This is a genomic window from Variovorax sp. GW822-FHT04E09, from assembly GCF_058800845.1.
Map to the genome: position 1 here is coordinate 140,735 of NZ_JBXAMR010000004.1, position 22,621 is coordinate 163,355.

19 protein-coding genes are annotated in these 22,621 nt (G+C 68.9%); 7 read left to right on the plus strand and 12 right to left on the minus strand.

Features of this window, described 5'->3' with window-relative positions; genetic code table 11:
* Positions 1-133: 133 nt before the first annotated feature.
* The 3 genes from fabA to AC1RL8_RS17705 all read left to right on the plus strand — a co-directional run bounded on the left by fabA (position 134) and on the right by AC1RL8_RS17705 (position 2,368).
* The gene (gene fabA / locus AC1RL8_RS17695) at positions 134-649 is read left to right on the plus strand and encodes a 3-hydroxyacyl-[acyl-carrier-protein] dehydratase FabA (protein ID WP_056574156.1); all 516 of its coding nucleotides are present in this window, start codon (positions 134-136) and stop codon (positions 647-649) included.
* 10 nt (positions 650-659) lie between these two features.
* Entirely contained in the window at positions 660-1,880 is a 1,221-nt protein-coding gene (gene fabB, locus AC1RL8_RS17700; RefSeq protein ID WP_492686002.1) for a beta-ketoacyl-ACP synthase I, read from the plus strand.
* A 95-nt stretch (positions 1,881-1,975) separates the two neighbouring features.
* A complete protein-coding gene (locus AC1RL8_RS17705) occupies positions 1,976-2,368 on the plus strand; it encodes a nuclear transport factor 2 family protein (protein ID WP_492686001.1) in 393 nt (130 codons plus the stop codon).
* Positions 2,369-2,374: 6 nt separating this feature from the next.
* On the opposite strand, the gene AC1RL8_RS17710 is transcribed toward AC1RL8_RS17705, so the two are convergent.
* The 11 genes from AC1RL8_RS17710 to AC1RL8_RS17760 form a co-directional block, all read right to left on the minus strand.
* The gene (locus AC1RL8_RS17710) at positions 2,375-2,752 is read right to left on the minus strand and encodes a hypothetical protein (RefSeq protein WP_492686000.1); all 378 of its coding nucleotides are present in this window, start codon (positions 2,750-2,752) and stop codon (positions 2,375-2,377) included.
* 84 nt (positions 2,753-2,836) lie between these two features.
* The gene (locus tag AC1RL8_RS17715; protein ID WP_062477516.1) at positions 2,837-4,006 is read right to left on the minus strand and encodes a BMP family ABC transporter substrate-binding protein; all 1,170 of its coding nucleotides are present in this window, start codon (positions 4,004-4,006) and stop codon (positions 2,837-2,839) included.
* 52 nt (positions 4,007-4,058) lie between these two features.
* Entirely contained in the window at positions 4,059-4,979 is a 921-nt protein-coding gene (locus AC1RL8_RS17720; RefSeq protein WP_070061710.1) for an ABC transporter permease, read from the minus strand.
* A gap of 3 nt (positions 4,980-4,982) precedes the next feature.
* Positions 4,983-6,146 carry an ABC transporter permease gene (locus tag AC1RL8_RS17725; RefSeq protein ID WP_070061709.1) on the minus strand — a complete coding sequence of 388 codons (1,164 nt, stop codon included), beginning with the start codon at positions 6,144-6,146 and terminating at the stop codon, positions 4,983-4,985.
* Positions 6,133-7,683: an ABC transporter ATP-binding protein gene (locus AC1RL8_RS17730; protein ID WP_095946760.1), complete on the minus strand. Its 1,551-nt coding sequence runs from the start codon at positions 7,681-7,683 to the stop codon at positions 6,133-6,135. Before AC1RL8_RS17730 ends, AC1RL8_RS17725 begins: the two co-directional genes overlap by 14 nt.
* Positions 7,684-7,782: 99 nt before the next feature.
* A complete protein-coding gene (locus AC1RL8_RS17735; protein WP_062477503.1) occupies positions 7,783-9,180 on the minus strand; it encodes an NCS2 family permease in 1,398 nt (465 codons plus the stop codon).
* Between the two features lie 76 nt (positions 9,181-9,256).
* The gene (locus AC1RL8_RS17740; protein WP_062477499.1) at positions 9,257-10,252 is read right to left on the minus strand and encodes a LysR family transcriptional regulator; all 996 of its coding nucleotides are present in this window, start codon (positions 10,250-10,252) and stop codon (positions 9,257-9,259) included.
* Positions 10,253-10,346: 94 nt separating this feature from the next.
* Positions 10,347-12,806, minus strand: coding sequence for a xanthine dehydrogenase molybdopterin binding subunit (gene xdhB / locus AC1RL8_RS17745; RefSeq protein WP_492685999.1), 2,460 nt, complete (start codon positions 12,804-12,806; stop codon positions 10,347-10,349).
* Between the two features lie 2 nt (positions 12,807-12,808).
* On the minus strand, positions 12,809-14,422 hold the full coding sequence (gene xdhA / locus AC1RL8_RS17750) for a xanthine dehydrogenase small subunit (protein WP_492685998.1): 1,614 nt from the start codon (positions 14,420-14,422) through the stop codon (positions 12,809-12,811).
* A gap of 187 nt (positions 14,423-14,609) precedes the next feature.
* Entirely contained in the window at positions 14,610-15,389 is a 780-nt protein-coding gene (locus tag AC1RL8_RS17755) for a TSUP family transporter (RefSeq protein WP_492685997.1), read from the minus strand.
* A 272-nt stretch (positions 15,390-15,661) separates the two neighbouring features.
* Positions 15,662-16,576, minus strand: coding sequence for a LysR family transcriptional regulator (locus AC1RL8_RS17760; RefSeq protein ID WP_492685996.1), 915 nt, complete (start codon positions 16,574-16,576; stop codon positions 15,662-15,664).
* Positions 16,577-16,663: 87 nt separating this feature from the next.
* Here AC1RL8_RS17760 and AC1RL8_RS17765 point away from each other — a divergent pair, with 87 nt between their 5' ends.
* From AC1RL8_RS17765 to AC1RL8_RS17780, 4 genes are read left to right on the plus strand one after another with little or no spacing between them, the layout of a single operon-like run.
* Positions 16,664-18,823: a thiamine pyrophosphate-dependent enzyme gene (locus AC1RL8_RS17765; protein WP_492685995.1), complete on the plus strand. Its 2,160-nt coding sequence runs from the start codon at positions 16,664-16,666 to the stop codon at positions 18,821-18,823.
* Positions 18,824-18,840: 17 nt separating this feature from the next.
* A complete protein-coding gene (locus AC1RL8_RS17770) occupies positions 18,841-20,463 on the plus strand; it encodes an indolepyruvate oxidoreductase subunit beta family protein (RefSeq protein ID WP_492685994.1) in 1,623 nt (540 codons plus the stop codon).
* Positions 20,464-20,477: 14 nt separating this feature from the next.
* Positions 20,478-21,467 carry a Bug family tripartite tricarboxylate transporter substrate binding protein gene (locus tag AC1RL8_RS17775; protein ID WP_492685993.1) on the plus strand — a complete coding sequence of 330 codons (990 nt, stop codon included), beginning with the start codon at positions 20,478-20,480 and terminating at the stop codon, positions 21,465-21,467.
* A 20-nt stretch (positions 21,468-21,487) separates the two neighbouring features.
* The gene (locus AC1RL8_RS17780) at positions 21,488-21,934 is read left to right on the plus strand and encodes an acyl-CoA thioesterase (RefSeq protein WP_492685992.1); all 447 of its coding nucleotides are present in this window, start codon (positions 21,488-21,490) and stop codon (positions 21,932-21,934) included.
* A gap of 18 nt (positions 21,935-21,952) precedes the next feature.
* On the opposite strand, the gene AC1RL8_RS17785 is transcribed toward AC1RL8_RS17780, so the two are convergent.
* Complete coding sequence (locus AC1RL8_RS17785; RefSeq protein ID WP_492685991.1) at positions 21,953-22,429, minus strand: low molecular weight protein-tyrosine-phosphatase; 477 nt, start codon at positions 22,427-22,429, stop codon at positions 21,953-21,955.
* Positions 22,430-22,621: the final 192 nt, after the last annotated feature.

The window sequence follows — 22,621 nt, forward strand, 5'->3', positions numbered from 1 at the left end:
ACTGATCTGGGTCAAATCGGGCCATGGCGGATGCGCTAGGCTTGGACCCCGGCAGGCCCGGCATCGGGCGTGTTCCCTCCAATCCGCGCGCAGCGTGCATTCGTGCCCCTGGCGCCGTCCTTGATCGATTCGCATGACCCTACAAAACGCCTTCACCCGCGAAGACCTGCTGCGCTGCAGCCGCGGCGAACTGTTCGGCCCCGGCAACGCACAGCTGCCCGCCCCGAACATGCTGATGGTGGACCGCATCACCCACATCAGCGCCGAGGGCGGTACCTACGGCAAGGGCGAACTCACGGCCGAACTCGACATCACGCCCGACCTGTGGTTTTTCGCCTGCCATTTCGAAGGCGACCCGGTCATGCCGGGCTGCCTGGGCCTGGACGCCATGTGGCAGCTGGTGGGCTTCTTCCTCGGCTGGCAGGGCCTGCCGGGCCGCGGCCGGGCCCTGGGCTCGGGCGAAGTGAAGTTCACGGGCCAGGTCCTGCCGACCGCCAAGCTCGTCACCTACAGCATCCAGATCAAGCGCGTGCTCAAGGGCAAGCTGAACCTGGCCATCGCCGACGGCTCGGTGAGCGTCGACGGCCGCCAGATCTACACCGCCGAAGGCCTGCGAGTCGGCGTGTTCACTTCCACCGACAACTTCTGAGGGTTTCGCCATGCGACGCGTCGTCATCACCGGTCTGGGCATCGTTTCGTGCCTGGGCAACGACAAGGAGACCGTCTCCGCCAACCTGCGTGCCAGCCGCCCCGGCATCCGGTTCCAGCCGGCCTATGCCGAAATGGGCCTGCGCAGCCAGGTGGCCGGCTCCATCGACCTTCCCCTCGAAGACCTCATCGACCGCAAGCTCTACCGCTTCGTCGGCCACGCGGCGGCCTACGCCTACCTGGCCATGAAGGACGCCATTGCCGATGCCGGCCTGACGGAGGAGCAGGTGTCGAACCCGCGCACCGGCCTCATCGCCGGCTCGGGCGGCGCCTCCACGCTGAACCAGATGGAAGCGCTCGACCTGCTGCGCGAAAAGGGCGTCAAGCGCGTCGGCCCCTACCGCGTGACGCGGACCATGAGCAGCACCGTGTCGGCCTGCCTGGCTACGCCGTTCAAGATCAAGGGCCTGAACTACTCCATCGCCTCGGCCTGCGCCACCAGCGCGCACTGCATCGGCAATGCCATGGAGCAGATCCAGATGGGCAAGCAGGACATCGTGTTCGCCGGCGGCGGTGAAGAAGAGCACTGGACACAGTCGTTCCTGTTCGACGCCATGGGCGCGCTGTCCACCAAGTACAACGACAGCCCCGAGAAGGCCTCGCGTGCCTACGACGCCGAGCGCGACGGCTTCGTCATCGCCGGCGGCGGCGGCATGGTCGTGGTCGAGTCGCTCGACCACGCACTGGCGCGTGGCGCAAAAATCTACGCCGAGATCGTCGGTTACGGCGCCACCTCCGACGGCTACGACATGGTCGCGCCCAGCGGCGAAGGCGCCGTGCGCTGCATGCAGATGGCCCTGTCGACCGTCGACACGCCCATCGACTACCTGAACACCCACGGCACCTCCACACCCGTCGGCGACGTCATGGAAATGAAGGGCGTGCGCGAAGTCTTCGGCGACAAGGCGCCCGCGATCAGCTCCACAAAGAGCCTGTCGGGCCACTCGCTGGGCGCCGCGGGCGTGCACGAGGCGATCTACTGCCTGCTGATGATGGAAGGCAGCTTCATGGCCGGCTCGGCCAACATCGAGGCGCTCGACCCGGAAGTGGCCGACATGCCCATCCTCACCGCCACGCGCGAGAACGCCACGGTCGACACCGTGATGAGCAACAGCTTCGGCTTCGGCGGCACCAACGCCACGCTGGTGCTCAAGCGCTGGCAAGGCGAGTAAGAACGCCTGCCGGGCCCCGTCGCGCCCGCGACGACGGGCCCGCAGGCGCTTCGCTAGACTGAGTTTCCCCATCCATCCACCGCGCGAGGAGACCCATGGCGATCGACACCCTTTCCACCTGGCACCGGCTCGTCAAGACACGCGACGTGGCGGGGCTCGATGCCCTGCTGGCCGACGACGCCGTCTTCCTCTCGCCCGTGGTGCACCGGCCTCAGGTCGGCAAGGCGATCACGAAGCAGTACCTGGCCGCGGCCTTCCAGGTCTTCTTCAACGAGAGCTTCCGCTACGTGCGCGAGCTCCAGGGCCCGACCGATGCCGTGCTCGAGTTCGAACTCGAGCTGGACGGCATCGCCATCAACGGCGTGGACATGATGAAGTGGAACGCCGAAGGCAAGATCACCGAGTTCAAGGTGATGCTGCGGCCGTTGAAGGCGGTGAACCTGATCCATCAGAAGATGGCGGCGCAGCTGCAGGCGGCGACGCAGTAAGCCGACTCAGGGGCAGGCCAGTTCCGTCTTGGCCACGGCACACAGCCGTGCCTTCTCGGCCGCGGGCAACGTGAGCCCCGGCATCAACCCGTCCAGCCGCAGCACCGCCGGGTAGAGGCGTGTGTCCTGCGGGTTCTTGCGGTAGGCCCGCAGCACCAGCTGCTGGCCTTCCTTGCCGCAATGCTGGCGCTGCTGGCGCGCCACTTCCTTGTCGTGTGCCGACCCATCGCCGTTGAATTCGCCAGCGAAGTGAAAGCACATTTCCGCGTCCTCCACGGCCTTGCGCAGGCGCTGCTCTTCCTTCGAGAACGTCGGCGGTGCGGCGAACGACATCGACACGGCCAGCAGTGCCGCGCCTGCCGCCATGACCCTCTGCAGCTTCATGGTGTGAATCCTTTTCCTGAATGAAAAAAGGGCCGTCCGCAGACGACCCTTCTCGTGGCAATCGCCGAAGCGATCGATCAATGGTTACTTCTTGTCGCCGCCCGGCACCTTGCCTTCGACGCCCTTGACGTAGAAGTTCACGCCCGACAGGAACTTGTCGTCGGCGACCGCGTCCTTGGCGATCAGCTCCTTGCCGTCCTGGCCGACGATCGGGCCCTTCCAGATCGAGAAGCTGCCGTCCTTCAGGCCCTTCTTGATTTCCTCGACCTTGGCCTTGGCTTCGGCCGGCACGTCTTCGGCGATCGAGACGATGTCGATCGCGCCTTCCTTCACGCCCCACCAGGTCTGGCCGGTGGCCCACTTGCCGTCCAGCGCGTCCTGCGTGGTCTTGATGTAGTACGGCGCCCAATTGATGATGGCCGAGCCCAGGTGGGCCTTCGGGCCGTAGGCGGTCATGTCGGAGTCCCAGCCGAAGGCGCGCTTGCCCTTCTCTTGGGCGGTCTTCAGCACGGCCGGCGAGTCGGTGTTCTGGAACAGCACGTCGGCGCCGCCGTTGATGAGGGCGGTGGCGGCTTCGGTTTCCTTGGGCGGGCTGAACCACTCGTTCACCCACACGACCTTGGTCGTGATCTTCGGGTTGACCGACTGCGCGCCCAGCGTGAAGCTGTTGATGTTGCGCAGCACTTCAGGGATCGGCACCGAGCCGACCACGCCCAGCGTGTTGCTCTTGGTCATCGAACCGGCGATCACGCCGGCCATGTACGCGCCTTCGTAGGTGCGGCTGTCGTAGGTGCGCATGTTCTCGGCGGTCTTGTAGCCGGTGGCATGCTCGAACTTCACGTCCTTGCTGTCGTTGGCGACCTTGAGCATGGGTTCCATGTAGCCGAAGGTGGTGCCGAAGATCAGCTTGTTGCCCTGGCCCACGAAGTCGCGGAACACGCGTTCGGCGTCGGCCGACTCGGGCACGCTTTCGACGAAGGTGGTCTTGATCTTGTCGCCGAATTCCTTCTCGAGCGCCTTGCGGGCGTTGTCGTGCGCGAAGGACCAGCCGCCGTCGCCCACCGGACCGACATAGGCGAATGCGATGTTCAGCGGGGCCGCCGGTGCGGGGGCCGGAGCGGCCGCGGGGGCCGGCGCCGGCGATGCTGCGGGGGCGGCCGCCTCTTCCTTCTTGCCGCAGCCGATGAGGGCCGCCGAAGCCACCGCGGTGAGGGCGGCGAGCTTGAGAAGGGAACGCTTGTTCAGATCATTCATTGTCGAAATCCTCGGAAGAAAAGGACGGGTTGGCAAAAAAACGAGAACGCGATTATGAGCCGGGGTAGAACGGTTTCCCCATCGATGCCGGCATGTTGATGCGGATGAAGGCGGGGTTGCGCGAGATCAGCGCCAGCACCACGATCGGCGCGATGTACTGAGCCATGCTGAGGAACTGCGAGGGCACGTCGACGCCGCTGCTTTGCAGGTGGAAACCCAGCATCGAGACGCCGCCGAACAGGTAGGCGCCGAGCAGCACGCGGATCGGGCGCCAGGTGGCGAAGGTGGTGAGCGCCAGCGCGATCCAGCCGCGGCCGGCAACCATGCCCTCGACCCACAGCGGCGTGTACACGGTCGACAGGTACGCCCCCGCCAGCCCGCACAACGCGCCGCCCGCGATCACCGCCAGGAAGCGGATGCGCCGCACCGGGTAGCCCAGCGCATGCGCCGACTCGGGCGACTCGCCCACCGAGCGCAGCACGAGGCCGGCGCGGGTGCGGTACAAAAACCAGATGAGCCCGATGGTCAGCAGCACGGCCACGTACACCATCGGGTGGTGCCGGAACAGCGCCGGGCCGGCCAGCGGGATGTCGGCCAGCACGGGAATGGCGAAGGGCGTGCTCTCGGGCAGCTTGGCCTGCACGAAGCTGATGCCCGCGAAGGCCGAGAAGCCCACGCCGAACAGGCTCAGCGCGAGCCCCGTCGCGTACTGGTTGGTGTTGAGCCAGATCACGAGCACGCCGAAGAAGGCCGCGAGCAAGGCACCGGCCGCCATGCCGGCCAGGAAGCCGAGCCAGGGGTTGTGCGTGATGACCACCGTCGCGAAGCCCGCGATGGCGGCGCACAGCATCATGCCCTCGGCGCCGAGGTTGACGACGCCGGCCTTCTCGTTGATCAACAGGCCCAGCGCCGCGATGGCGAGTACGGTGCCCGCGCTCAGGGTCGAGCCCAGCAGGAGTGCGTAGCTTTCCATGGTTCAGAGCCCTCCTTCGGTGGCACGCGCGGTCGGCGCAACGGGCGCGGTCGGCGCGGTGATCGGCGTGCTGACCTGCAGCGAGCTTGTGGTCAGCGTCGCGGCCTTGGCGCCGGCCTTGCGGCGGATGCGGTAGGCGATGAGCGTGTCGCAGGCCAGCAGCGTGAACAGCAGCAGGCCCTGGAACACGCCGGTGAGCGACTTGGGCAGGCCCAGGCGCGACTGCGCGAGTTCGCCGCCGATGTAGAACATGCTCATCAGGATCGCCGAGAAGATCATGCCCACCGGATGCAGCCGCCCGACGAAGGCCACGATGATGGCCGCGAAGCCGTAGCCCGCCGGCACGTACGGCGTGAGCTGGCCGATGGGGCCCGCCACTTCGAGCGCGCCCGCCAGGCCGGCCGCGCCGCCCGAGGTGAGCAGCGCGATCCACACGGCGCGGCGTGCCGAGAAGCCCGCATAGCGCGCCGCCGCGGGCGCCAGCCCGCCGACCTGCTGCGCGAAGCCCGCGCGCGTGCGGAACAAAAACACCCACAGCGCGCCCGCGCCGACCAGCGCGATGATCAGACCGATCGACACGCGCGAACCCTTCATGAGCCGCGGGATCTGCGTCACCGCCTCGAAGGTCTTGGTCTGCGGGAAGTTGTAGCCCTGCGGATCTTTCCAGGGGCCGAAGACCAGGTAGCTCAGCATCAGCGTGGCCACGTAGACCAGCATCAGGCTCACGAGGATTTCGTTGGCGTTGAACTTGTCGCGCAGGAACGCGACGATGCCCGCCCACACCATGCCCCCCGCGATGCCCGCCAGCAGGATGGCCACGACGATCCAGCTGCCGGTGCTCTTGTCGGCCAAGAGCGCCACGCCGCCCGCCGCGATGGCGCCGCAGACGAACTGCCCTTCGGCGCCGATGTTCCAGACGTTGGAGCGAAAGCACACGGCCAGGCCGAGCGCAATGATGAGCAGCGGCGTGGCCTTCACCATCAGCTCGCCGATGGCGTAGCCGCTCTTGATCGGCTCGTAGAAGAACACCTGCAGGCCCTTGACCGGGTCCTTGCCCAGCGCGGCGAACAGCGCCACGCCGATGAGCACGGTGATCAAGAGCGCCAGGATCGGCGAGCCATAGCTCCAGAAGCGCGACAGCTCCGGGCGGGGTTCAAGCTTGAGCATGCGCGCCCTCCTTCTTGTTGTTGTTCTGGTGGGGCTGCGCCTGCGGCCACAGGCCGCTCATCCACTCGCCGATCTGCGGCAGCGTGGCCGCCGCGCGGTCGATCGAGGGCGACAGCCGCCCCTTGGCGATCACGTGCAGCCGGTCGCAGATGTTGAACAGCTCGTCCAGCTCCTCGCTGATCACGAGCACGGCGCAGCCGGCATCGCGCAGCGCCAGGATCTCGGCATGGATGAGCGCCGCCGCGCCCACGTCCACGCCCCAGGTGGGCTGCGAGACGATGAAGAGCTTGGGGTTGGCGTCGATCTCGCGACCGACGATGAATTTCTGCAGGTTGCCGCCCGACAGCGAGCGCGCCGCCGCGCCCGGGCCGCCGGCCTTCACCTTGAAGCGATCGATGATGGAACGCGCCTGCTTGTCGAGCTCGGCGGTGCGAATCCAGCCGCCCTTGCCCACCGCATTGCTGCGCGTGAGCAGCAGGTTGTGCGCCAGGCCCAGCGTGGGCACGGCGCCGCGCCCCAGCCGTTCCTCGGGCACGAAATGCAGGCCCAGCGCACGCCGCGCGCGCGGGCGCAGCCGGCCGGCCGGCTGGTCGAACACGCGCACCATGGCGGGCTCGGCGCGCACGTCCTCGCCCGAGAGCGTGTACAGCAGTTCCTTCTGGCCGTTGCCCGAGACGCCGGCGATGCCGACGACCTCGCCCGCGCGCACGTCGAACGAGATGCCGTCCAGGTCGACGCCGAACTGGTCTTCGCGCGCCAGCTTCAGGCCCTGCACGCGCAGCGCCACCGCGCCGGCATGCAGCGGACGGTGCTGCAGCGGCGGCGGCTCGCTGCCGATCATCAGGCGCGAGAGCGATTCGGTGCTCTCGTTGCGCGGGTTGCACACGCCCGTGACCTTGCCGCCGCGCAGCACGGTGCAGGCGGTGCACAGCTCCTGGATCTCGTGCAGCTTGTGGCTGATGTACAGGATGCTGCAGCCTTCCGAGGCCAGCTTGTTCAGCACGCCGAACAGGCGGATCACGGCCTGCGGCGTGAGCACCGAGGTCGGCTCGTCCAGGATGAGCAGCTTGGGGTTGGTGAGCAGCGCGCGGATGATCTCCACCCGCTGCATCTCGCCCACCGACAGCGTGTGCACGGGGCGCGAGGGGTCGATGTCCAGGCCGTACTCGCTCGCCTTGGCCGTGATGCTGCGGGCCACCTCGGCCAGCGCGAGCGACTTGTCCAGGCCCAGCCAGACGTTCTCGGCCACGGTGAGCGTGTCGAACAGGCTGAAGTGCTGGAACACCATGCTGATGCCCAGCGCGCGCGCCTGCTGCGGGTTGCGCAGGTTCACCGCCTGGCCGTCGAAGGTGACTGTGCCTTCGTCGGGCTTGACCGAGCCGTAGATGATCTTCATCAGGGTCGATTTGCCCGCGCCGTTCTCTCCGAGCACGGCATGGATTTCGCCGGGCTGCACGGCCAGGGAGATGTCGCTGTTGGCCACCACCGCGGGGTACCGCTTGGTGATGTGCGCCAGCTGGAGTCTGGGGGTTGTCATGCCGGGTTTCGTGGGTTTGTCTCGTTCAACATCAACAAGCGGGGACAGCTATAAGTTTAATAGCGTCCCCGCGACCATCGGCGCCCGACGGCGCGTCCTTCAGTGTCCGCCGATGTAGGCGAACTTGAACAGGAAGATCGCCGCGATCACCCACACCATCGCATGCACTTCCCGTGCCCGGCCGGTGCACAGCTTGAGCACGGCGTAGGTGATGAAGCCGAAGGCCAGGCCGTTGGCGATCGAGTAGGTGAAAGGCATGGCCAGCGCCGTGACGGCGGCCGGAATCACCTCGGTGGTGTCTTCCCAGTCGAGCTCGACCAGGTCACGCAGCATCAGGCAGCCCACGAACAGCAGCGCCGGTGCGGTGGCGTAGGCCGGCACCGAGCCCGCCAGCGGCGAGATCATCAGGCAGGCCAGGAACAGCACCGCCACCACCACGGCCGTGAGGCCGGTGCGGCCGCCCGCTTGCACGCCGGCCGCGCTTTCCACATACGCCGTGGTGCTCGAGGTGCCCAGCAGCGAGCCCGCGAAGATCGCGCCGCTGTCGGCGAGCAGCGCCTTGTTCATGCGCTCCATCTTGCCCGGCACCAGCAGGCCGGCGCGCTTGGCCACGCCCATCAGCGTGCCGGTGGCATCGAACATCTCGACCAGGAAGAACACCAGCACCACGTTCAGGATGCCGCCCTTGAGCGCGCTCAGGATGTCCAGCTGCATGAAGGTGGGCGCGATGGACGGCGGTGCGTCGAACACGCCGTGGAACTTGTTGCCGCCGAAGAAGAACGACAGCACCGTCACCGTGAGGATGCCGATCAGGATGGCGCCGCGCACCTTGAGCCGGTCGAGCGCCACGATCATGAGGAAGCCGATGGTCGCCAGGATCACGGGAGCCGAGTGCAGGTCGCCCAGCGTGACGAAGGTGGCCGGCGAGGCCGCGACCACGCCCGCGCTCTTGAGCGCGATGAGCGCCAGGAACATGCCGATGCCCACGGTGATCGCCGTTCGCAAGGACTGCGGTATGCCCGCGATGAACAGCTCCCGCAACCCGGTGACCGTCACGATCAGGAACAGGCAGCCCGAGATGAACACCGCGCCCAGCGCGGTCTGCCACGTGTAGCCCATGCCGAGCACGACCACGTAGGCGAAGTAGGCGTTCAGGCCCATGCCCGGCGCCATGGCGATCGGGTAGTTGGCGTACAGGCCCATGATCAGCGTGCCGATGGCCGCGATCAGGCAGGTGGCGACGAAGACCGCGCCCTTGGGCATGCCCGCGTCCCCGAGGATCGAGGGGTTCACGAAGATGATGTAGGCCATCGTCAGGAAGGTGGTCAGCCCTGCGATGACTTCGGTGCGCACGGTGGTGTTGTGCTCGGTCAGCTTGAAAAAGCGTTCCAGCAGACCGGCGTTGGCCGGTGCGGTGGCCGCACGCAACGGCGCCGCCTCGGTGGCCCCGGCGGCCCGGGGAGTGGTGGCCTTGGGCACCTCTTCATACCTGTTCATTTCGCTTGTCTCCAGCTGTTGTATGTGGCGGTTCGTTCATCGTTGCCTCGGTCGCGACGCCGGCGCGACGAAGGGCTCAGGGAGGATCGGAAAGCGGCTCAGCCGGCAGGGTGCGGGCGGTGGCGGCAGGCGCGGCATCGAAGCCGGGCCGCAGCGACGCCGCCACGCCCTTGATGCATTCGCGCAGCCAGCGCGCGGAACTCGACGAATGGGTACGTTCGTGCCAGAGCTGGTAGTACATGAGGCGCGGCAAGGCAGCCGGGCACTCGAGGATCTTCACGGGCAGCCGCGCGGCGAAGCGCTCGCAGTACTGGCGCCCGGTGGTGAGCACCAAAAGGCTCGAGGCCACCATGTCCGGGATGAGGCTGAAGTGCGCGCAGCGCGCCGTGATGTTGCGCTGCCGCCCCAGCTCGTCGAGCATCTGGTCGATGATGCCGCGCCCGCCCGGGTGCATGGGCGTGGGCGCGATGTGCTCGGCCGCCAGCCAGGTCTCCAGGTCCCAGCCGCGGCGCACCGCCGGATGGTCCTGGTTGACCAGCGACACCACCTCGTCGCCAAAGAGGCGCGCCATGTGCAGGTCTTCCGGCGGCTTGAGCCAGTTGCCGATCACCAGGTCGACCTGTCCGAGCGCCAGGTGCCCGTGGTAGTCCGAGTCGGGCGAGAGCGCATGGATCTCGATCTGGCACAGCGGCGCCTCGCGCTTGACCTGCGCCACCAGCATCGGCAGAAACAGCGGGTCCATGTAGTCGCTGGCCGCGATGCGGAACGTGGTGGCCGCCGACTGCGGCTCGAAACCCCGCGCATCCGAGAACAGCATCTCGGCCGCCCGCAGGATGCTGGCCGCGGGCTCGATCATGCGCAGCCCCGCGTCGGTGGGCACCATGCCCGAACCCGAACGCACCAGCAGCGGGTCGCCCGACAGCTCGCGCAGGCGCTTCAGCGCGGCCGAGACGGCCGGCTGGTACATGCCCAGGCGGATGGCGGCGCGCGAGACGCTGCGGTCGGTCAGCACGGTATGAAGCACCCGAATCAGATGAAGGTCGATCTTGTCGAAAAGCGCCTGGTCTCTCATGGCTGTTCACACCTTTCTTGTCTGTGCGAACAGTTATACAGCGCAGCATTTGGAGAACGGAAGGACGCTCGGACCGTGCGAGCACGGCCGGTGCTCATTCGCCAGAGGCTGCCTGCACCGCGGTCAGGGCGCGGAGGATGGATTCGCTCGTGGCCGGCGCCTTCAGCGGCGGATCGACCCGGTGCCCGCCCGCGGCCGACACGGCGTCGCGGATGGCGAAGAACACCGAGAACGGCAGCAACAGCGGCGGTTCGCCCACGGCCTTGCTGCGGTGAATCGAGTCTTCGAAGTTCTGGCCCTCGAACAGGCGCACGTTGAACACCGGCGGGCAGTCGTTGGCCGTCGGAATCTTGTAGGTGCTGGGCGCGTGCGTGGTGAGCTTGCCGCTTTGCGGATGCCACACCAGCTCCTCGGTGGTGAGCCAGCCCATGCCCTGGATGAAGGCGCCCTCGACCTGGCCGATGTCCACGGCCGGGTTCAGCGACTTGCCCGCGTCGTGCAGGATGTCGGCGCGCAGCAGCTTCCATTCGCCGGTGAGCGTGTCGACCACCACTTCGCTCACCGCCGCGCCGTAGGCGTAGTAGTAGAACGGGCGGCCCTGCATCTTGTCCTTGTCCCAGCTCAGGCCGGGCGTGGCGTAGAAGCCGTCGGACCACAGCTGCTTGCGGTCGAGGTAGGCCTCGCCCACCACGGTGCTGAAGGCCAGCGTGCGGCCGTTCACTTCGACCTGGTCGTTGGCAAAGCGCACGTCGGCAGCGTTGCCGCCATGGCGCTCGGCGGCGCAGGCAGCCAGGCGTTCGCGGATCTGGCGGGCAGCGTCCTGCGCGGCCTTGCCGTTCAGGTCGGCGCCGGTCGAGGCCGCCGTGGCCGAGGTGTTGGCCACCTTGGTCGTGTCGGTCGCGGTGACGCGCACGCGCTCGAAGCTCACGCCCAGCTCGTGCGCCACCACCTGCGCCACCTTGGTGTTCAGGCCCTGGCCCATCTCGGTGCCGCCGTGGTTCACGAGGATCGAGCCGTCGGTGTACACATGCACCAGCGCGCCGGCCTGGTTGAAGTGCTTCACGTTGAACGAGATGCCGAACTTCAGCGGCGCCAGCGCCAGGCCGCGCTTGAGCACCGGGCTCTTGGCGTTGAAGGCGGCGATCTCTTCGCGGCGCAGGCGGTAGTCGCTGGTTTCTTCGAGCTCGGCCACGAGTTCGTGGACGATGTTGTCGGTCACGGTCTGGCGGTAGGGCGTGACGTTGTTCTCGCCCTTGCCGTAGAAGTTGACGCGCCGCACATCGAGCGGGTCGCGCTTCAATTCGCGCGCCACCGAGTCCATGATGTTCTCGATGGCGATGGCGCCCTGCGGGCCGCCGAAGCCGCGAAACGCCGTGTTGCTCTGCGTGTTGGTCTTGCCCGAGAAGCCGTGCATGCTCACGTTGGGCAGCCAGTAGGCGTTGTCGAAGTGGCACAGCGCGCGCGTCATCACCGGGCCCGACAGGTCGGCCGAGTGGCCGGCGCGCGAGACCATCGTGATCTCGGCGCCGAGGATGCGGCCCTCGTCGTCGTAGCCCACCTCGTACTCGTACCAGAAGCAGTGGCGACGACCGGTGATCATGAAGTCGTCGTCGCGGTCCAGCCGCAGCTTCACGGGGCGCTGCAGCTGGCGCGCCGCAATGGCCGCCACGCAGGCGAACAGCGCCGACTGCGATTCCTTGCCGCCGAAGCCGCCGCCCATGCGCCGGCATTCCACATGCACCTCGTTCGAGGACAGGTGCAGCGCGTGCGCCACCAGGTGCTGCATCTCGCTGGGGTGCTGCGTCGAGCAGTGGATGTGCAGCGTGCCGCCCTCCTTCGGGATGGCGTAGCTGATCTGGCCTTCGAGGTAGAACTGTTCCTGCCCGCCCACGTCGAGCGTGGCGCTGTGGCGGTGCGGTGCCTTCGCGATGGCGGCGCGCACGGCGGCCTCGTCGCCGCCGTTGGCGGCCCCGCCGCTGCGCACGATGTGCATCGGCGGCACCACGTACTGGCCGCGCGCATGCGCGTCCTGCGGCGTGAGCACGGGCGGCTGCGCCTCGATGGTCAGCGCGTCCTTGGCCTTGGCGGCGGCGCGGCGCGCGGCATCGCGCGTTTCGGCGATCACGGCGAACACGGGCTGGCCGAGGTAGCGAATCTCGCCGCCGTCGTTCACGGGCAGCAGGATCGGGTCGTCATGAATGATCGAGCCGCAGTCGTTGGTGCCGGGGATGTCGTCGGCGGTGATCACCGTGACCACGCCGGGCATGGCGCGGATGGCGTCGAGCGACAGCGCCGTCACGCGGCCGTTGGCGACCGGCGACAGGCCCAGCGCGCAGTGCAGCGTGCCGGCGAGCTCGGGAATGTCGTCGATGTAGGTGGCCTCGCCGGCCACATGCAGGTGCGCCGATTCGTGCGGGCGGCTGATGCCCACGCGCATGCCGCGCCCGTGCGCCAGCGCTTCGGCGCCCACGTCGATGCGGGCGGCGGTGTTCTTCAGGTAGTCGGCAAAGGCCTCGGCGGGCTGCAGCAGGCGGGCGTCGATGGGTTTGTTCATGGTCAGAGTCCTTCCGCCGCCACCTTGGCAACGACATGAGGCATCACGCTCCAGACGCTGGTTTCCTCGAGGGACAGCGCGTCCTGCGTGCGGGTTTCGAGCCACAGGCGCTGGATCAGGTTCTGCGCCACCTGCAGGCGGTAGTCGGCCGAGGCCCGCATGTCCGAGAGCGGCTTGAAATCCTGCGCCAGCGCCAGCTTGGCGGTCGCCACGCTGGCCTGCGTCCAGGGCTTGCCGACGAGCGCGGCTTCGGCGTTGGCGGCGCGCTTGACGGTGGCGGCCATGCCGCCGAAGGCCAGGCGCACGGCCTTCACCGTCTCGCTGCCGGCTTCCAGTTCGATGGCGAAGCCCGCGCACAGCGCCGAGATGTCGCAGTCGAAGCGCTTGCTGATCTTGTAGGCGCGCACCTGGCGGCGCATGGCGGCCAGCGGCACGGCCAGGCCCTGCACGAACTCGCCGGGCTGCAGCTCGTTCTTCATGTAGTCGAGGTAGAACGCGGGCAGCGGCATGCGGCGCACGACGTCGCCGCGGCGCAGCTCGATCTCGGCGTCCAGCGACATCAGCACCGGCGGCGAGTCGCCGATGGGCGAGCCGTTGGCAACGTTGCCACCCATGGTGCCGGCGTGGCGAATCGGCGGCGAGGCAAAGCGCAGCCACACGTCGGCCAGGCTGGGCACGCGCTCGACCAGCGCGCCGAAGGCGGCTTCGAGCGAGGCGCCAGCGCCGATGTAGAGCTCGTCGGCGCGCTCTTCCACGGTCTTCATCTCGGCCACGTCGCCGACATAGATGATGTCGCCGAGGTCGCGGAACTGCTTGTTGACCCACAGGCCGACGTCGGTCGAGCCGGCCAGCAGCTGGGCGCGCGGCTTCTGCACGCGCAGCGCGGCGAGCTGGGCCAGGGTCTTGGGGGCGTGGAAGTGGTCGATGCGGGCGCCGAGCGGGGCCGCGTAGTCCAGGCCGTCGTTCTTCAGCGCGGTGAGCGCGGCCACCACGGGGGCAGTGTCCAGGCGCACGGCCGGCAGGTCGAACATGCGCTGGCCGGCGTCGAGGATCGGGCGGTAGCCGGTGCAGCGGCACAGGTTGCCCGACAGGTCGTCGGCCAATTGCTGGCGCGTGGGCTGCGTGCCCTCGGCTTGGTGGTGTTCGTAGGTGGCCCACAGCGACATCACGAAGCCCGGCGTGCAGAAGCCGCACTGCGAGCCGTGGCAGTCGACCATGGCCTGCTGCACGGGGTGCAGCGGGTGGACGGCGTGCTTGGCCGGGGCTTCCGTCTTGGGCTTGCACTGCGACGCGCACTGGCCCTTGAGGTCTTCAACGGTGAACAGCGCCTTGCCGTGCAGCGTGGGCAAAAACTGGATGCAGGCGTTGACGGTCTGCAGCTGCAGGCCGTCGACCGCGCCGGGTGCGTGGGCGTCGGTGGCGAGTTCGCCGATGACGACGGTGCAGGCGCCGCAGTCGCCTTCGTTGCAGCCTTCCTTGGTGCCGGTGCAACGCGCGTCCTCGCGCAGCCAGTCGAGCACGGAGCGGGTGGGATGGACCCCGCTGACGTCGACGATCTTTCCGCGATGGAAGAAGCGGATCGGTTGAATCGGATTGCTGCTGCTCTCGGTGCTCATGCTTTTTCAGGCTCGTGGGCGGCCCGTCGTGGGCCAGTCATGGACGTTAGCGGCTTGCGTGGGGTCTTGCATACGGGCACGCCCATAACGCGTATGTGAGGGTCGGTATGCCACGTCCGGGGAAACCCTTGGATTGACGTTGCAATTCCCGGGCCACGCCGGAAACCGAGGGTTTCCGGCTGTTTTCTCAGCCGTGCGCGATCGCGCTCCAGGCGGTGGCGAGCAGCGTCACGCCGGCCACAAAAAGCAGCCCGGCGACCAGCCATTGCAAGGTGCGCGGCTGCAGCTTGTTGGGCAGGCGATGGTGCAGCCGCGTCGCGGCGTAGACCACGGGCATGGCGCAGCCGGCCAACAGCGCCGAGTGCCACGAGAAGTGGCCCGTAGGCACCACGATGACCAGCCGCACGAGCGAGTTGAAGGCGAACATCAGCAGCAGCGCGCGGCGCACGAGTTCGCGGTCCAGCGGCTGGCGGTACATGTGGAAGACGATGGGCGGGCCGGAGGCGGAAAACAGCCCGCCCAGCACGCCCGAGAGCCCGCCGATGAGGGCGAAGCTGGTGCGGCCCGACACCGCCGGCAGTGGCTTGCCCTGCAGCATCAGCAGCACGGCGCAGATCAGGATCGACACGCCCAGCAAGCCCCGCAGCCACGACACGGCGCTGCCGCTGAGCCACACGAGCAGCATGAGCCCGACGATGACGCCGACGGTGCTGCCGTTGAGCGCGGGCTTCATCAGCTGCCAGGGCACGGGGCCGGGGCGTGCGCGGAAGTAGGTCCAGGCGTTGATGAGGCTCAGCACGGTCGCGGCATTGGCCGCGTCGTTCACGCTGGCGATGTCGAACACCGACACGAGGCCCAGCAGGATGAGGCTGAACGCAAAGCCCGTGAGGTTCTGCGCGTAGGTGGCCAGGCCCACGCAGGCCATGAAGATCAGGACCGGGACGGCCCCGGAAAGAATCGCTTGCACCGGGAGGCTGTCAGCGCGCGCCGAGGCTGGCAGGACGTTGAAGGAAGGCGGGGGACAGGGGATGCGGGACGGACATGCGGACGGGGATCGGGGGACTTAGGCGCGAGGCGGGAACGTTTGAGAATAACGCGTGTGTCCGGGGTGCGCGCCCAGGCCACCGGGTACTTCCCTCCGCGAATGTCCCCCGGCCTGCGGCCTCCTCCTTGATTTCGCTGCGGGAAGCACCCAGTGCCCTGGTCACGGGGCACGCTGCGGGTGTTCGGCGGTCGCGGTCAGCCGCGCTCCGAGAACAACGCCACGATCACCTGCCGCAACCAGCGGTTGCCCGGGTCGGCCTCGAAGCGCTTGCTCCAGTGCAGCGACACGGTGAAGTCGCGCAGCGGAAACGGCGGCTCGACGATGGCGTAGCCGCCCTCGGCCGCGAAGCCGCGCGCGATGTTGCGCGGCATCACCACCGCCAGGTCGGTGGCGCGCACGATGGCCGGCAGCACCATGAAATGCTCGGTCGTCAGGCGCAGCCGGTCTTCGAGGTTCAGCAGCTGCAGGATGCGCAAGGTGTCGGCGTGGGTGCGCACGGCCACGTAGTCGAGCTCGTGCAGTGCCGCGAGCAGCGCCTGGCCGCTGCGCCGGCGCTTCACGAAGGGGTGGTCGTGGCGCAGCAGCACGATATAGCGGTCTTTCAGCAGCTGGGTGCGCTGGGTGTCCTCCACGTGCGGCAGGAAGCCGAAGGCGAAGTCGACCCTGCCGCTGTCCAGCGCGGTGGCGATCTCGCCCGGCGCGAGCGGCATGGTTTCCACGCGCACGCCCGGTGCCAGCTCGCGCAGCCGCGCCATCAGCGCGGGCAGGAAGCGGCCCTCGCCGATGTCGCTCATGTGGATGCGAAAGAGCTTGCGCGACGCGGCCGGGTCGAAGCGCTCGGGCTCGGCCAGGGCCTGCTGCAGCATCGCCAGCGCCGACTGCACGGGCACCGCCAGCCGCTCGGCGCGCGGCGTGGGCGCCACGCCGCCGAGGCTGCGCGTGAACAGCGCGTCGCCCAAGAGCAGGCGCAGCCGCGTGAGGCCGTGGCTGGCCGCCGGCTGCGTGAGGCCCAGGGCCTCGGCGGCGCGGCTCACGTTGCGGGTGCGGTAGACGGCGTCGAACAACCGCAGCAGGTTGAGGTCGACCGAATCAATATGCACCGTATTCATATTCGATAGCTGGCTCATTGCATTGAAGTATGACGCAGGCCCGCCCACACTCCCGCGTTCTCCCCACGACAAGAAGCACGAGACACGATGGAAGTTTCATTCAGCAAGGAAGTGGAAATGCTGCGCCTGGGCGCGGGCGACACCTTCCACGGCGAGGGCATCCTCGCGATCACCAAGGGCCTGCTGCAATCGGGCGTGGCCTACGTCGGCGGCTACCAGGGCGCGCCGGTGTCGCACCTGCTGGACGTGATGGTGCAGGGCAAGGCCTACATGGACGAGCTGGGCGTGCACGTCGAGGCCTGCTCCAACGAGGCCTCGGCGGCGGCGATGCTCGGTGCGTCCATCCACTACCCGCTGCGCGGCGCGGTCACCTGGAAGTCGATCGTCGGCACCAACGTGGCGGCCGATGCGCTGTCCAACCTGTCGTCGCCCGGCGTGACCGGCGGCGTGCTGATCGTGGTCGGCGAGGACTACGGCGAAGGCGCCAGCGTGATCCAGGAGCGCACGCACGCCTACGCGCTCAAGTCGAGCATGTGCCTGCTCGACCCGCGGCCCGACCTGGGCGTGATGGTGCGCATGGTCGAGCAGGGCTTCCAGCTGTCGGAGGCGTCGAACATGCCCTGCCTGATGGAGCTGCGCATCCGCACCTGCCACGTGCGCGGCAGCTTCGACTGCAAGGACAACATCGCGCCCGCCGTGTCCACGCGCGCGCTGATGGACGAGCCCGCGGGCTTCGACTACATGCGCCTGGCGCACCCCCCCGTCACCTTCCGCCACGAGAAGCTCAAGGGCGACGAGCGCATGCCGGCCGCGCGCCGCCACATCGTGGCGAACGGCCTCAACGAGCTGATGCCCGGCCGGCGCCACCCCGACCTGGGCATCGTGGTGCAGGGCGGCCTGTACAACGCGCTGATCCGCAGCCTGCAGCAGCAGGGCCTGGCCGATGCCTTCGGCGACACCGACATCCCGATCCTGGTGCTCAACGTGACGTATCCGCTGGTGCCCGAGCAGGTGGCCGACTTCTGCATCGGCAAGCGCGCGGTGCTGGTGGTGGAAGAAGGTCAGCCCGAGTACATCGAGCAGGACATCGCCACGCTGCTGCGCCGCCGCGACATCCAGACGCCGCTGCACGGCAAGGACCTGCTGCCGCAGGCCGGCGAGTACGGCGTGGAGGTGCTGTCGGGCGGCCTCGCGGCCTTTGCCGAGCGCTACCTCGGCGCGAGCGAGGCCGCCACGTCAGCGCAGGCCTGGCTGGCCGGCAACCGCGAACGCCGCGAAGCGGTGGCGCGCCGGCTCGATGCGCCGCTGCCCAACCGCCCGCCGAGTTTTTGCGTCGGCTGCCCCGAGCGGCCGGTGTTCTCGGCCCTCAAGCTCGCGCAGCAGGAGACCGGGCCGGTGCACATCGCGGCCGACATCGGCTGCCATGCCTTCGGCACCTTCGAGCCCTTTTCGATGGGCCACTCGATCCTCGGCTACGGCATGAGCCTGGCCAGCCGCGCGGGCGTGGCGCCGATGATGAACCGGCGCACGCTGTCGATCATGGGCGACGGCGGCTTCTGGCACAACGGCCTGCTCACGGGCGTGCAGAGCGCGCTGTTCAACGATGACGACGCGGTGCTGCTGATCTTCAAGAACGGCTACACCTCGGCCACCGGCACGCAGGACATCATCTCCACGCCCGACGACGAGATCAAGGAACGCGCCGTCGACAAGCAGCAGAGCCTGGTCGACAAGAACCAGACCATCGAGGCCACGCTCACGGGCCTGGGCGTGAAGTGGATGCGCACCGTCACCACCTACGACGTGGAGCGCATGCGCAAGACGCTCACCGAGGCGCTCACGAGCGACTTCAACGGCCTGAAGGTGGTGATCGCCGAGGGCGAGTGCCAGCTCGAGCGGCAGCGCCGCATCAAGCCGTGGATCGCCAGCCTGCTCAAGAAGGGCCAGCGCGTGGTGCGCGTGAAGTACGGCGTCGACGAGGACGTGTGCAACGGCGACCACGCCTGCATCCGCCTGTCGGGCTGCCCCACGCTCACGCTCAAGGACAACCCCGATCCGCTGAAGGTCGACCCGGTGGCCGTGGTCATCGACGGCTGCGTGGGCTGCGGCCTGTGCGGCGCCAACGCGCACGCGGCCACGCTGTGCCCGAGCTTCTACCGCGCCGAGGTGGTGCAGAACCCGAAGTGGCACGAACGCCTGCTGCACGGCCTGCGCAGCGCGATCGTCGGCGCCCTGCGCCCGGCATGAGAAGAAAGAACCGAGACATGGAACAGAACCGTCCCACCACCCTCCTCGTCTGCGCCCTCGGCGGCGAAGGCGGCGGCGTGCTCACCGAATGGCTGGTCGACGCCGCGCGGCACGCGGGCTACGCGGCGCAAAGCACGTCGATCCCCGGCGTGGCGCAGCGCACCGGCGCCACCACCTACTACCTCGAAGTGTTCCCGGTGCCGATGGCGCAGCTGGGCGGCCGGCGGCCGGTGTTCAGCCTGGGCCCGGTGCCCGGCGCGCTCGACGCGATCGTCTCGTCGGAGCTGCTGGAGACCACGCGCCAGATCGGCAACGGCATGAGCGCGCCGCTGCGCACGCTGGTCATCAGCTCGTCGGCGCGCGTGCTCACCACGGCCGAACGCATGGTGCCCGGCGACGGCCGCGCCGACGCGCAGCGCCTGCTGGACGTGGTCAAGGCCTTCAGCCGCGAGCACCACGTGCTCGACATGGGCGGCATGGCGCGCGAGGCCGGCACGGTGGTCAGCGCCGTGATGCTGGGCGCGATCGCGGGCAGCGGCCTCTTCCCGTTCCCGCGCGAAGCCTACGAGCGCGCGGTGCGCGGCGGCGACGAAGCCGCGCCCGACAAGCTCGGCAAGATGGCCGCCGCCAGCCTGCGCGGCTTTGCCGCCGCCTTCGAGGCCGTGCGCGCGCCGCGCGCCCAGGCCGCCTTCGTGCAGGGCGTGCTGGCCGGCGACGACACGCGCGACGCGCCCCCGCCGCCGCAGGCCCTGCCCGACGACGTGGCGCGCCGCTTTCCGCCGGCCGTGCACGACATGCTCGTGCTCGGCCATGCGCGGGTGCGCGACTACCAGGACGGCGCCTACGCCGCGCTGTACGCCGATCGCCTCGCGCGGGTGCTCGAGGCCGAGCGCGCCGCCGACCCGTCGGGCGCGCAGGGCTTCGCGGTCACGCGCGAGATGGCGCGCTGGCTGGCGCTGTGGATGGCTTTCGACGACATCGTGCGCGTGGCCGCGCTGAAGGGCCGCGCCAGCCGCGCGCAGCGCGTGCGCCAGGAAGTGCGCGCCGGCGACGACGACCTCGTGAAGGTCTTCGACCACTTCAAGCCCGGCGCGCCCGAGTTCGCGGCGCTGCTGCCGCCGTCGCTCGCGCGCCGCGTGACCGCCTGGGACCGCGCCCGCCAGTCGCGCGGACTCGCGCCGTGGGCGCTGCCGCTGCAGGTGGGCAGCCACTCGGTGCTGGGCATGGCCTCGCTGCGGCTGCTGGCCTCGCTCACCTGGCTGCGCCGACGCGGCAGCCGTTTTGCCGAAGAGCAGGCATTGATCGAACGCTGGCTCGCGGCCGTCGAGACCGGCACGCGCGCGCACTGGGCGCTGGGCCGCGAGCTGGCGCTGTGCGGCCGGCTCATCAAGGGCTACGGCAGCACCAACGAACGCGGCAAGCACAACCTGCTGCACGTGATCGACGAGCTCGCGGGCCGCGCCACGCTGCAGCCCGCCGCGCGCGCCGAGGCGATCGCGGCGGCCCGCGAGGCCGCGCTCGCCGACGAAGGCGGCAAGGCGCTGGACGCCGCGCTCACGCGCCACGGCGCCGCGCCGCGCCCGGTGCAGGCGCAACCCATCCGCTGGATGAAGCGGCCCAAGACAACGACCACGATCTGAGGAGACAAAGAACCATGACCCCATCCACCCCCGCCTCATCGCGCCGCCTGCTGCTGGCGCTCGCCCTGGCCGGCACCGCCTTGTGCGCGCCCGCCGTGCATGCCGACACCTGGCCGTCCAAGCCCATCAAGGTGATCGTCAACTTCCCGGCCGGCGGCGCGGCCGACCAGCTCGCGCGCGCCGTCTCGCAGCCGCTGCAGGAAGCACTGAAGCAGCCCGTGGTGATCGAGAACCGCGGCGGCGCCAACGGCAACGTCGGCGGCGAGGCCGTGGCGCGCGCGGCAGCCGACGGCTACACGCTGCTCATGAGCTCGGGCGGCATGGTGTCGGTGAACCCGCACCTGTATGCACGCATGAGCTTCGACCCCGCCAAGGACCTGGTGCCCGTGGCCGCGGCCGCGCGCGTGCTGGTGTTTTTGGTCACGCGCCCTTCCCTGCCACCGACCGACGTGAAGTCGTTCATGGCCTACCTCAAGGCCAACCCCGGCAAGCTCTCGTACGGCTCGCCGGGCAACGGCAGCTCGCCGCACCTGGCGGGCGAGATGTTCAAGAGCCAGGCCGGCCTGTTCGCGCTGCACGTGCCCTACCGCGGCGCGGCGCCCGCCTTGCAGGACCTGCTGGCCGGCCAGATCGACTACGCCTTCGACCCCGGCATTGCCCTGAACCAGGTGCGCGCCGGCAAGCTCAAGCTGCTGGCCGTGGGCAGCCCGCACCGCTCATCGCAGTTCCCCGACGTGCCCACGCTCGACGAGGCCGGCCTGCGCGGCTTCGACGCCGACACGGTGTTCGGTTTCTACGCACCGGCCGGCACGCCGCCCGAGGTGGTGGCGCAGCTCAACACGCAGGTCAACCGCGCGCTCGCGCTGCCGGCGGTGAAGGAGCGCATCGCGGCCATCGGCGGCGAGCCGGCGCCGGGCACGCCGGCCGATTTCCAGCGTCGCGCCGCGGCAGACTCGCAGCGCTTCGGCGCACTCATCCGCGAGCGCGGCATCAAGGCCGACTGAGCAGCCGGGACAATCGACGGATGAGCAGCACTCCATCTCCCCACGACGCTTCCGGCAAGGAAGTCGTCTACACCGCACGCGTCGAGTTCGGCGACTGCGACCCGGCCGGCATCGTCTGGTTTCCCAACTTCTTCCGCTGGATCGACGCGGCCTCGCGCCACTTCTTCGCCGAGTGCGGCGTGCCGCGCTGGGAGGAAACGGCCCAGACGCTCGGCGTGATCGGCACGCCGCTGGTCGACACGCACACGCGCTTCGTCAAGGCGGCCAGCTACGGCGACACGCTGCACATCGCGGTGCGCATCACCGAATGGCGCGACAAGAGCTTCGTGCAGACCTACCGCGTGACGCGCGGCGACGACCTGATCCTCGAATGCGAAGAGGTGCGGATCTTTGCCGCCAAGCGCGAAGGCGGCGGCATCCGCGCGGTGCCGATTCCGCCGACGATCCGCGCGCTCTGCACGGGCTGAGCCACGAGCTCTGCCCACTCAGGCCGCGTCGCGACGCAGCTGCGCGAGCAGGCCTTCCACACCGAGGTCGATCAGGTCGAAGGCCTCGATGAAGGCCTGGTGGCCGCCGTACCACGGGTCGGGCACGTCGCCGCCGATGGCATCGGCGAACTCCGAGAGCAGGCGCACCTTGCGCGCCGCATCGGCCGGCGCACGCCTGCGCAGCGCGGCGCAGTGCTGCTGCGTCATGCCGATGAGCCAATCGAAGCGTTCGAAGTCGGCCGCGCGCACTTGGCGTGCGCGGTGCGCGGGCATCGCGATGCCGCGCCGCAGGGCCTCGGCCACCGAGCGCGGGTCAGGCGGATTGCCGCGCTCCTCATCGGAGATCGCGGCGCTGTCGACCTCCACCGCGAAGCCCGCGCGCTGCGCCTTGTGGAGCAGCAATGCGTGCGCGGTCGGCGAGCGGCAGATGTTGCCGGTGCAGATGAACAGGATGGCCGGGGTGCTTGATTTCATGCGCGTCGACTATAGGCACAGGGACAGGCATTCGGCATAGGCCACCCTACCCATCGCATCCCCCGGTCGAGGGATGCCACGAGGGAGCGAGGGCGAATCGCACCCTCCCTCACCAATGGACAGCTCCCATATCTTCGGTATCGCCTGACACAACTCCTTGCGCTTCACTACGGCCCTTGGTCAGTGCAAAGG

Coding starts and splice junctions, on each gene's coding strand:
- fabA (WP_056574156.1), top strand. CDS start 134: ATGACCCTACAAAACGCCTTCACCCGCGAAGACCTGCTGCGCTGCAGC.
- fabB (WP_492686002.1), top strand. CDS start 660: ATGCGACGCGTCGTCATCACCGGTCTGGGCATCGTTTCGTGCCTGGGC.
- AC1RL8_RS17705 (WP_492686001.1), top strand. CDS start 1,976: ATGGCGATCGACACCCTTTCCACCTGGCACCGGCTCGTCAAGACACGC.
- AC1RL8_RS17710 (WP_492686000.1), bottom strand. CDS start 2,752: ATGAAGCTGCAGAGGGTCATGGCGGCAGGCGCGGCACTGCTGGCCGTG.
- AC1RL8_RS17715 (WP_062477516.1), bottom strand. CDS start 4,006: ATGAATGATCTGAACAAGCGTTCCCTTCTCAAGCTCGCCGCCCTCACC.
- AC1RL8_RS17720 (WP_070061710.1), bottom strand. CDS start 4,979: ATGGAAAGCTACGCACTCCTGCTGGGCTCGACCCTGAGCGCGGGCACC.
- AC1RL8_RS17725 (WP_070061709.1), bottom strand. CDS start 6,146: ATGCTCAAGCTTGAACCCCGCCCGGAGCTGTCGCGCTTCTGGAGCTAT.
- AC1RL8_RS17730 (WP_095946760.1), bottom strand. CDS start 7,683: ATGACAACCCCCAGACTCCAGCTGGCGCACATCACCAAGCGGTACCCC.
- AC1RL8_RS17735 (WP_062477503.1), bottom strand. CDS start 9,180: ATGAACAGGTATGAAGAGGTGCCCAAGGCCACCACTCCCCGGGCCGCC.
- AC1RL8_RS17740 (WP_062477499.1), bottom strand. CDS start 10,252: ATGAGAGACCAGGCGCTTTTCGACAAGATCGACCTTCATCTGATTCGG.
- xdhB (WP_492685999.1), bottom strand. CDS start 12,806: ATGAACAAACCCATCGACGCCCGCCTGCTGCAGCCCGCCGAGGCCTTT.
- xdhA (WP_492685998.1), bottom strand. CDS start 14,422: ATGAGCACCGAGAGCAGCAGCAATCCGATTCAACCGATCCGCTTCTTC.
- AC1RL8_RS17760 (WP_492685996.1), bottom strand. CDS start 16,576: ATGAATACGGTGCATATTGATTCGGTCGACCTCAACCTGCTGCGGTTG.
- AC1RL8_RS17765 (WP_492685995.1), top strand. CDS start 16,664: ATGGAAGTTTCATTCAGCAAGGAAGTGGAAATGCTGCGCCTGGGCGCG.
- AC1RL8_RS17770 (WP_492685994.1), top strand. CDS start 18,841: ATGGAACAGAACCGTCCCACCACCCTCCTCGTCTGCGCCCTCGGCGGC.
- AC1RL8_RS17775 (WP_492685993.1), top strand. CDS start 20,478: ATGACCCCATCCACCCCCGCCTCATCGCGCCGCCTGCTGCTGGCGCTC.
- AC1RL8_RS17780 (WP_492685992.1), top strand. CDS start 21,488: ATGAGCAGCACTCCATCTCCCCACGACGCTTCCGGCAAGGAAGTCGTC.
- AC1RL8_RS17785 (WP_492685991.1), bottom strand. CDS start 22,429: ATGAAATCAAGCACCCCGGCCATCCTGTTCATCTGCACCGGCAACATC.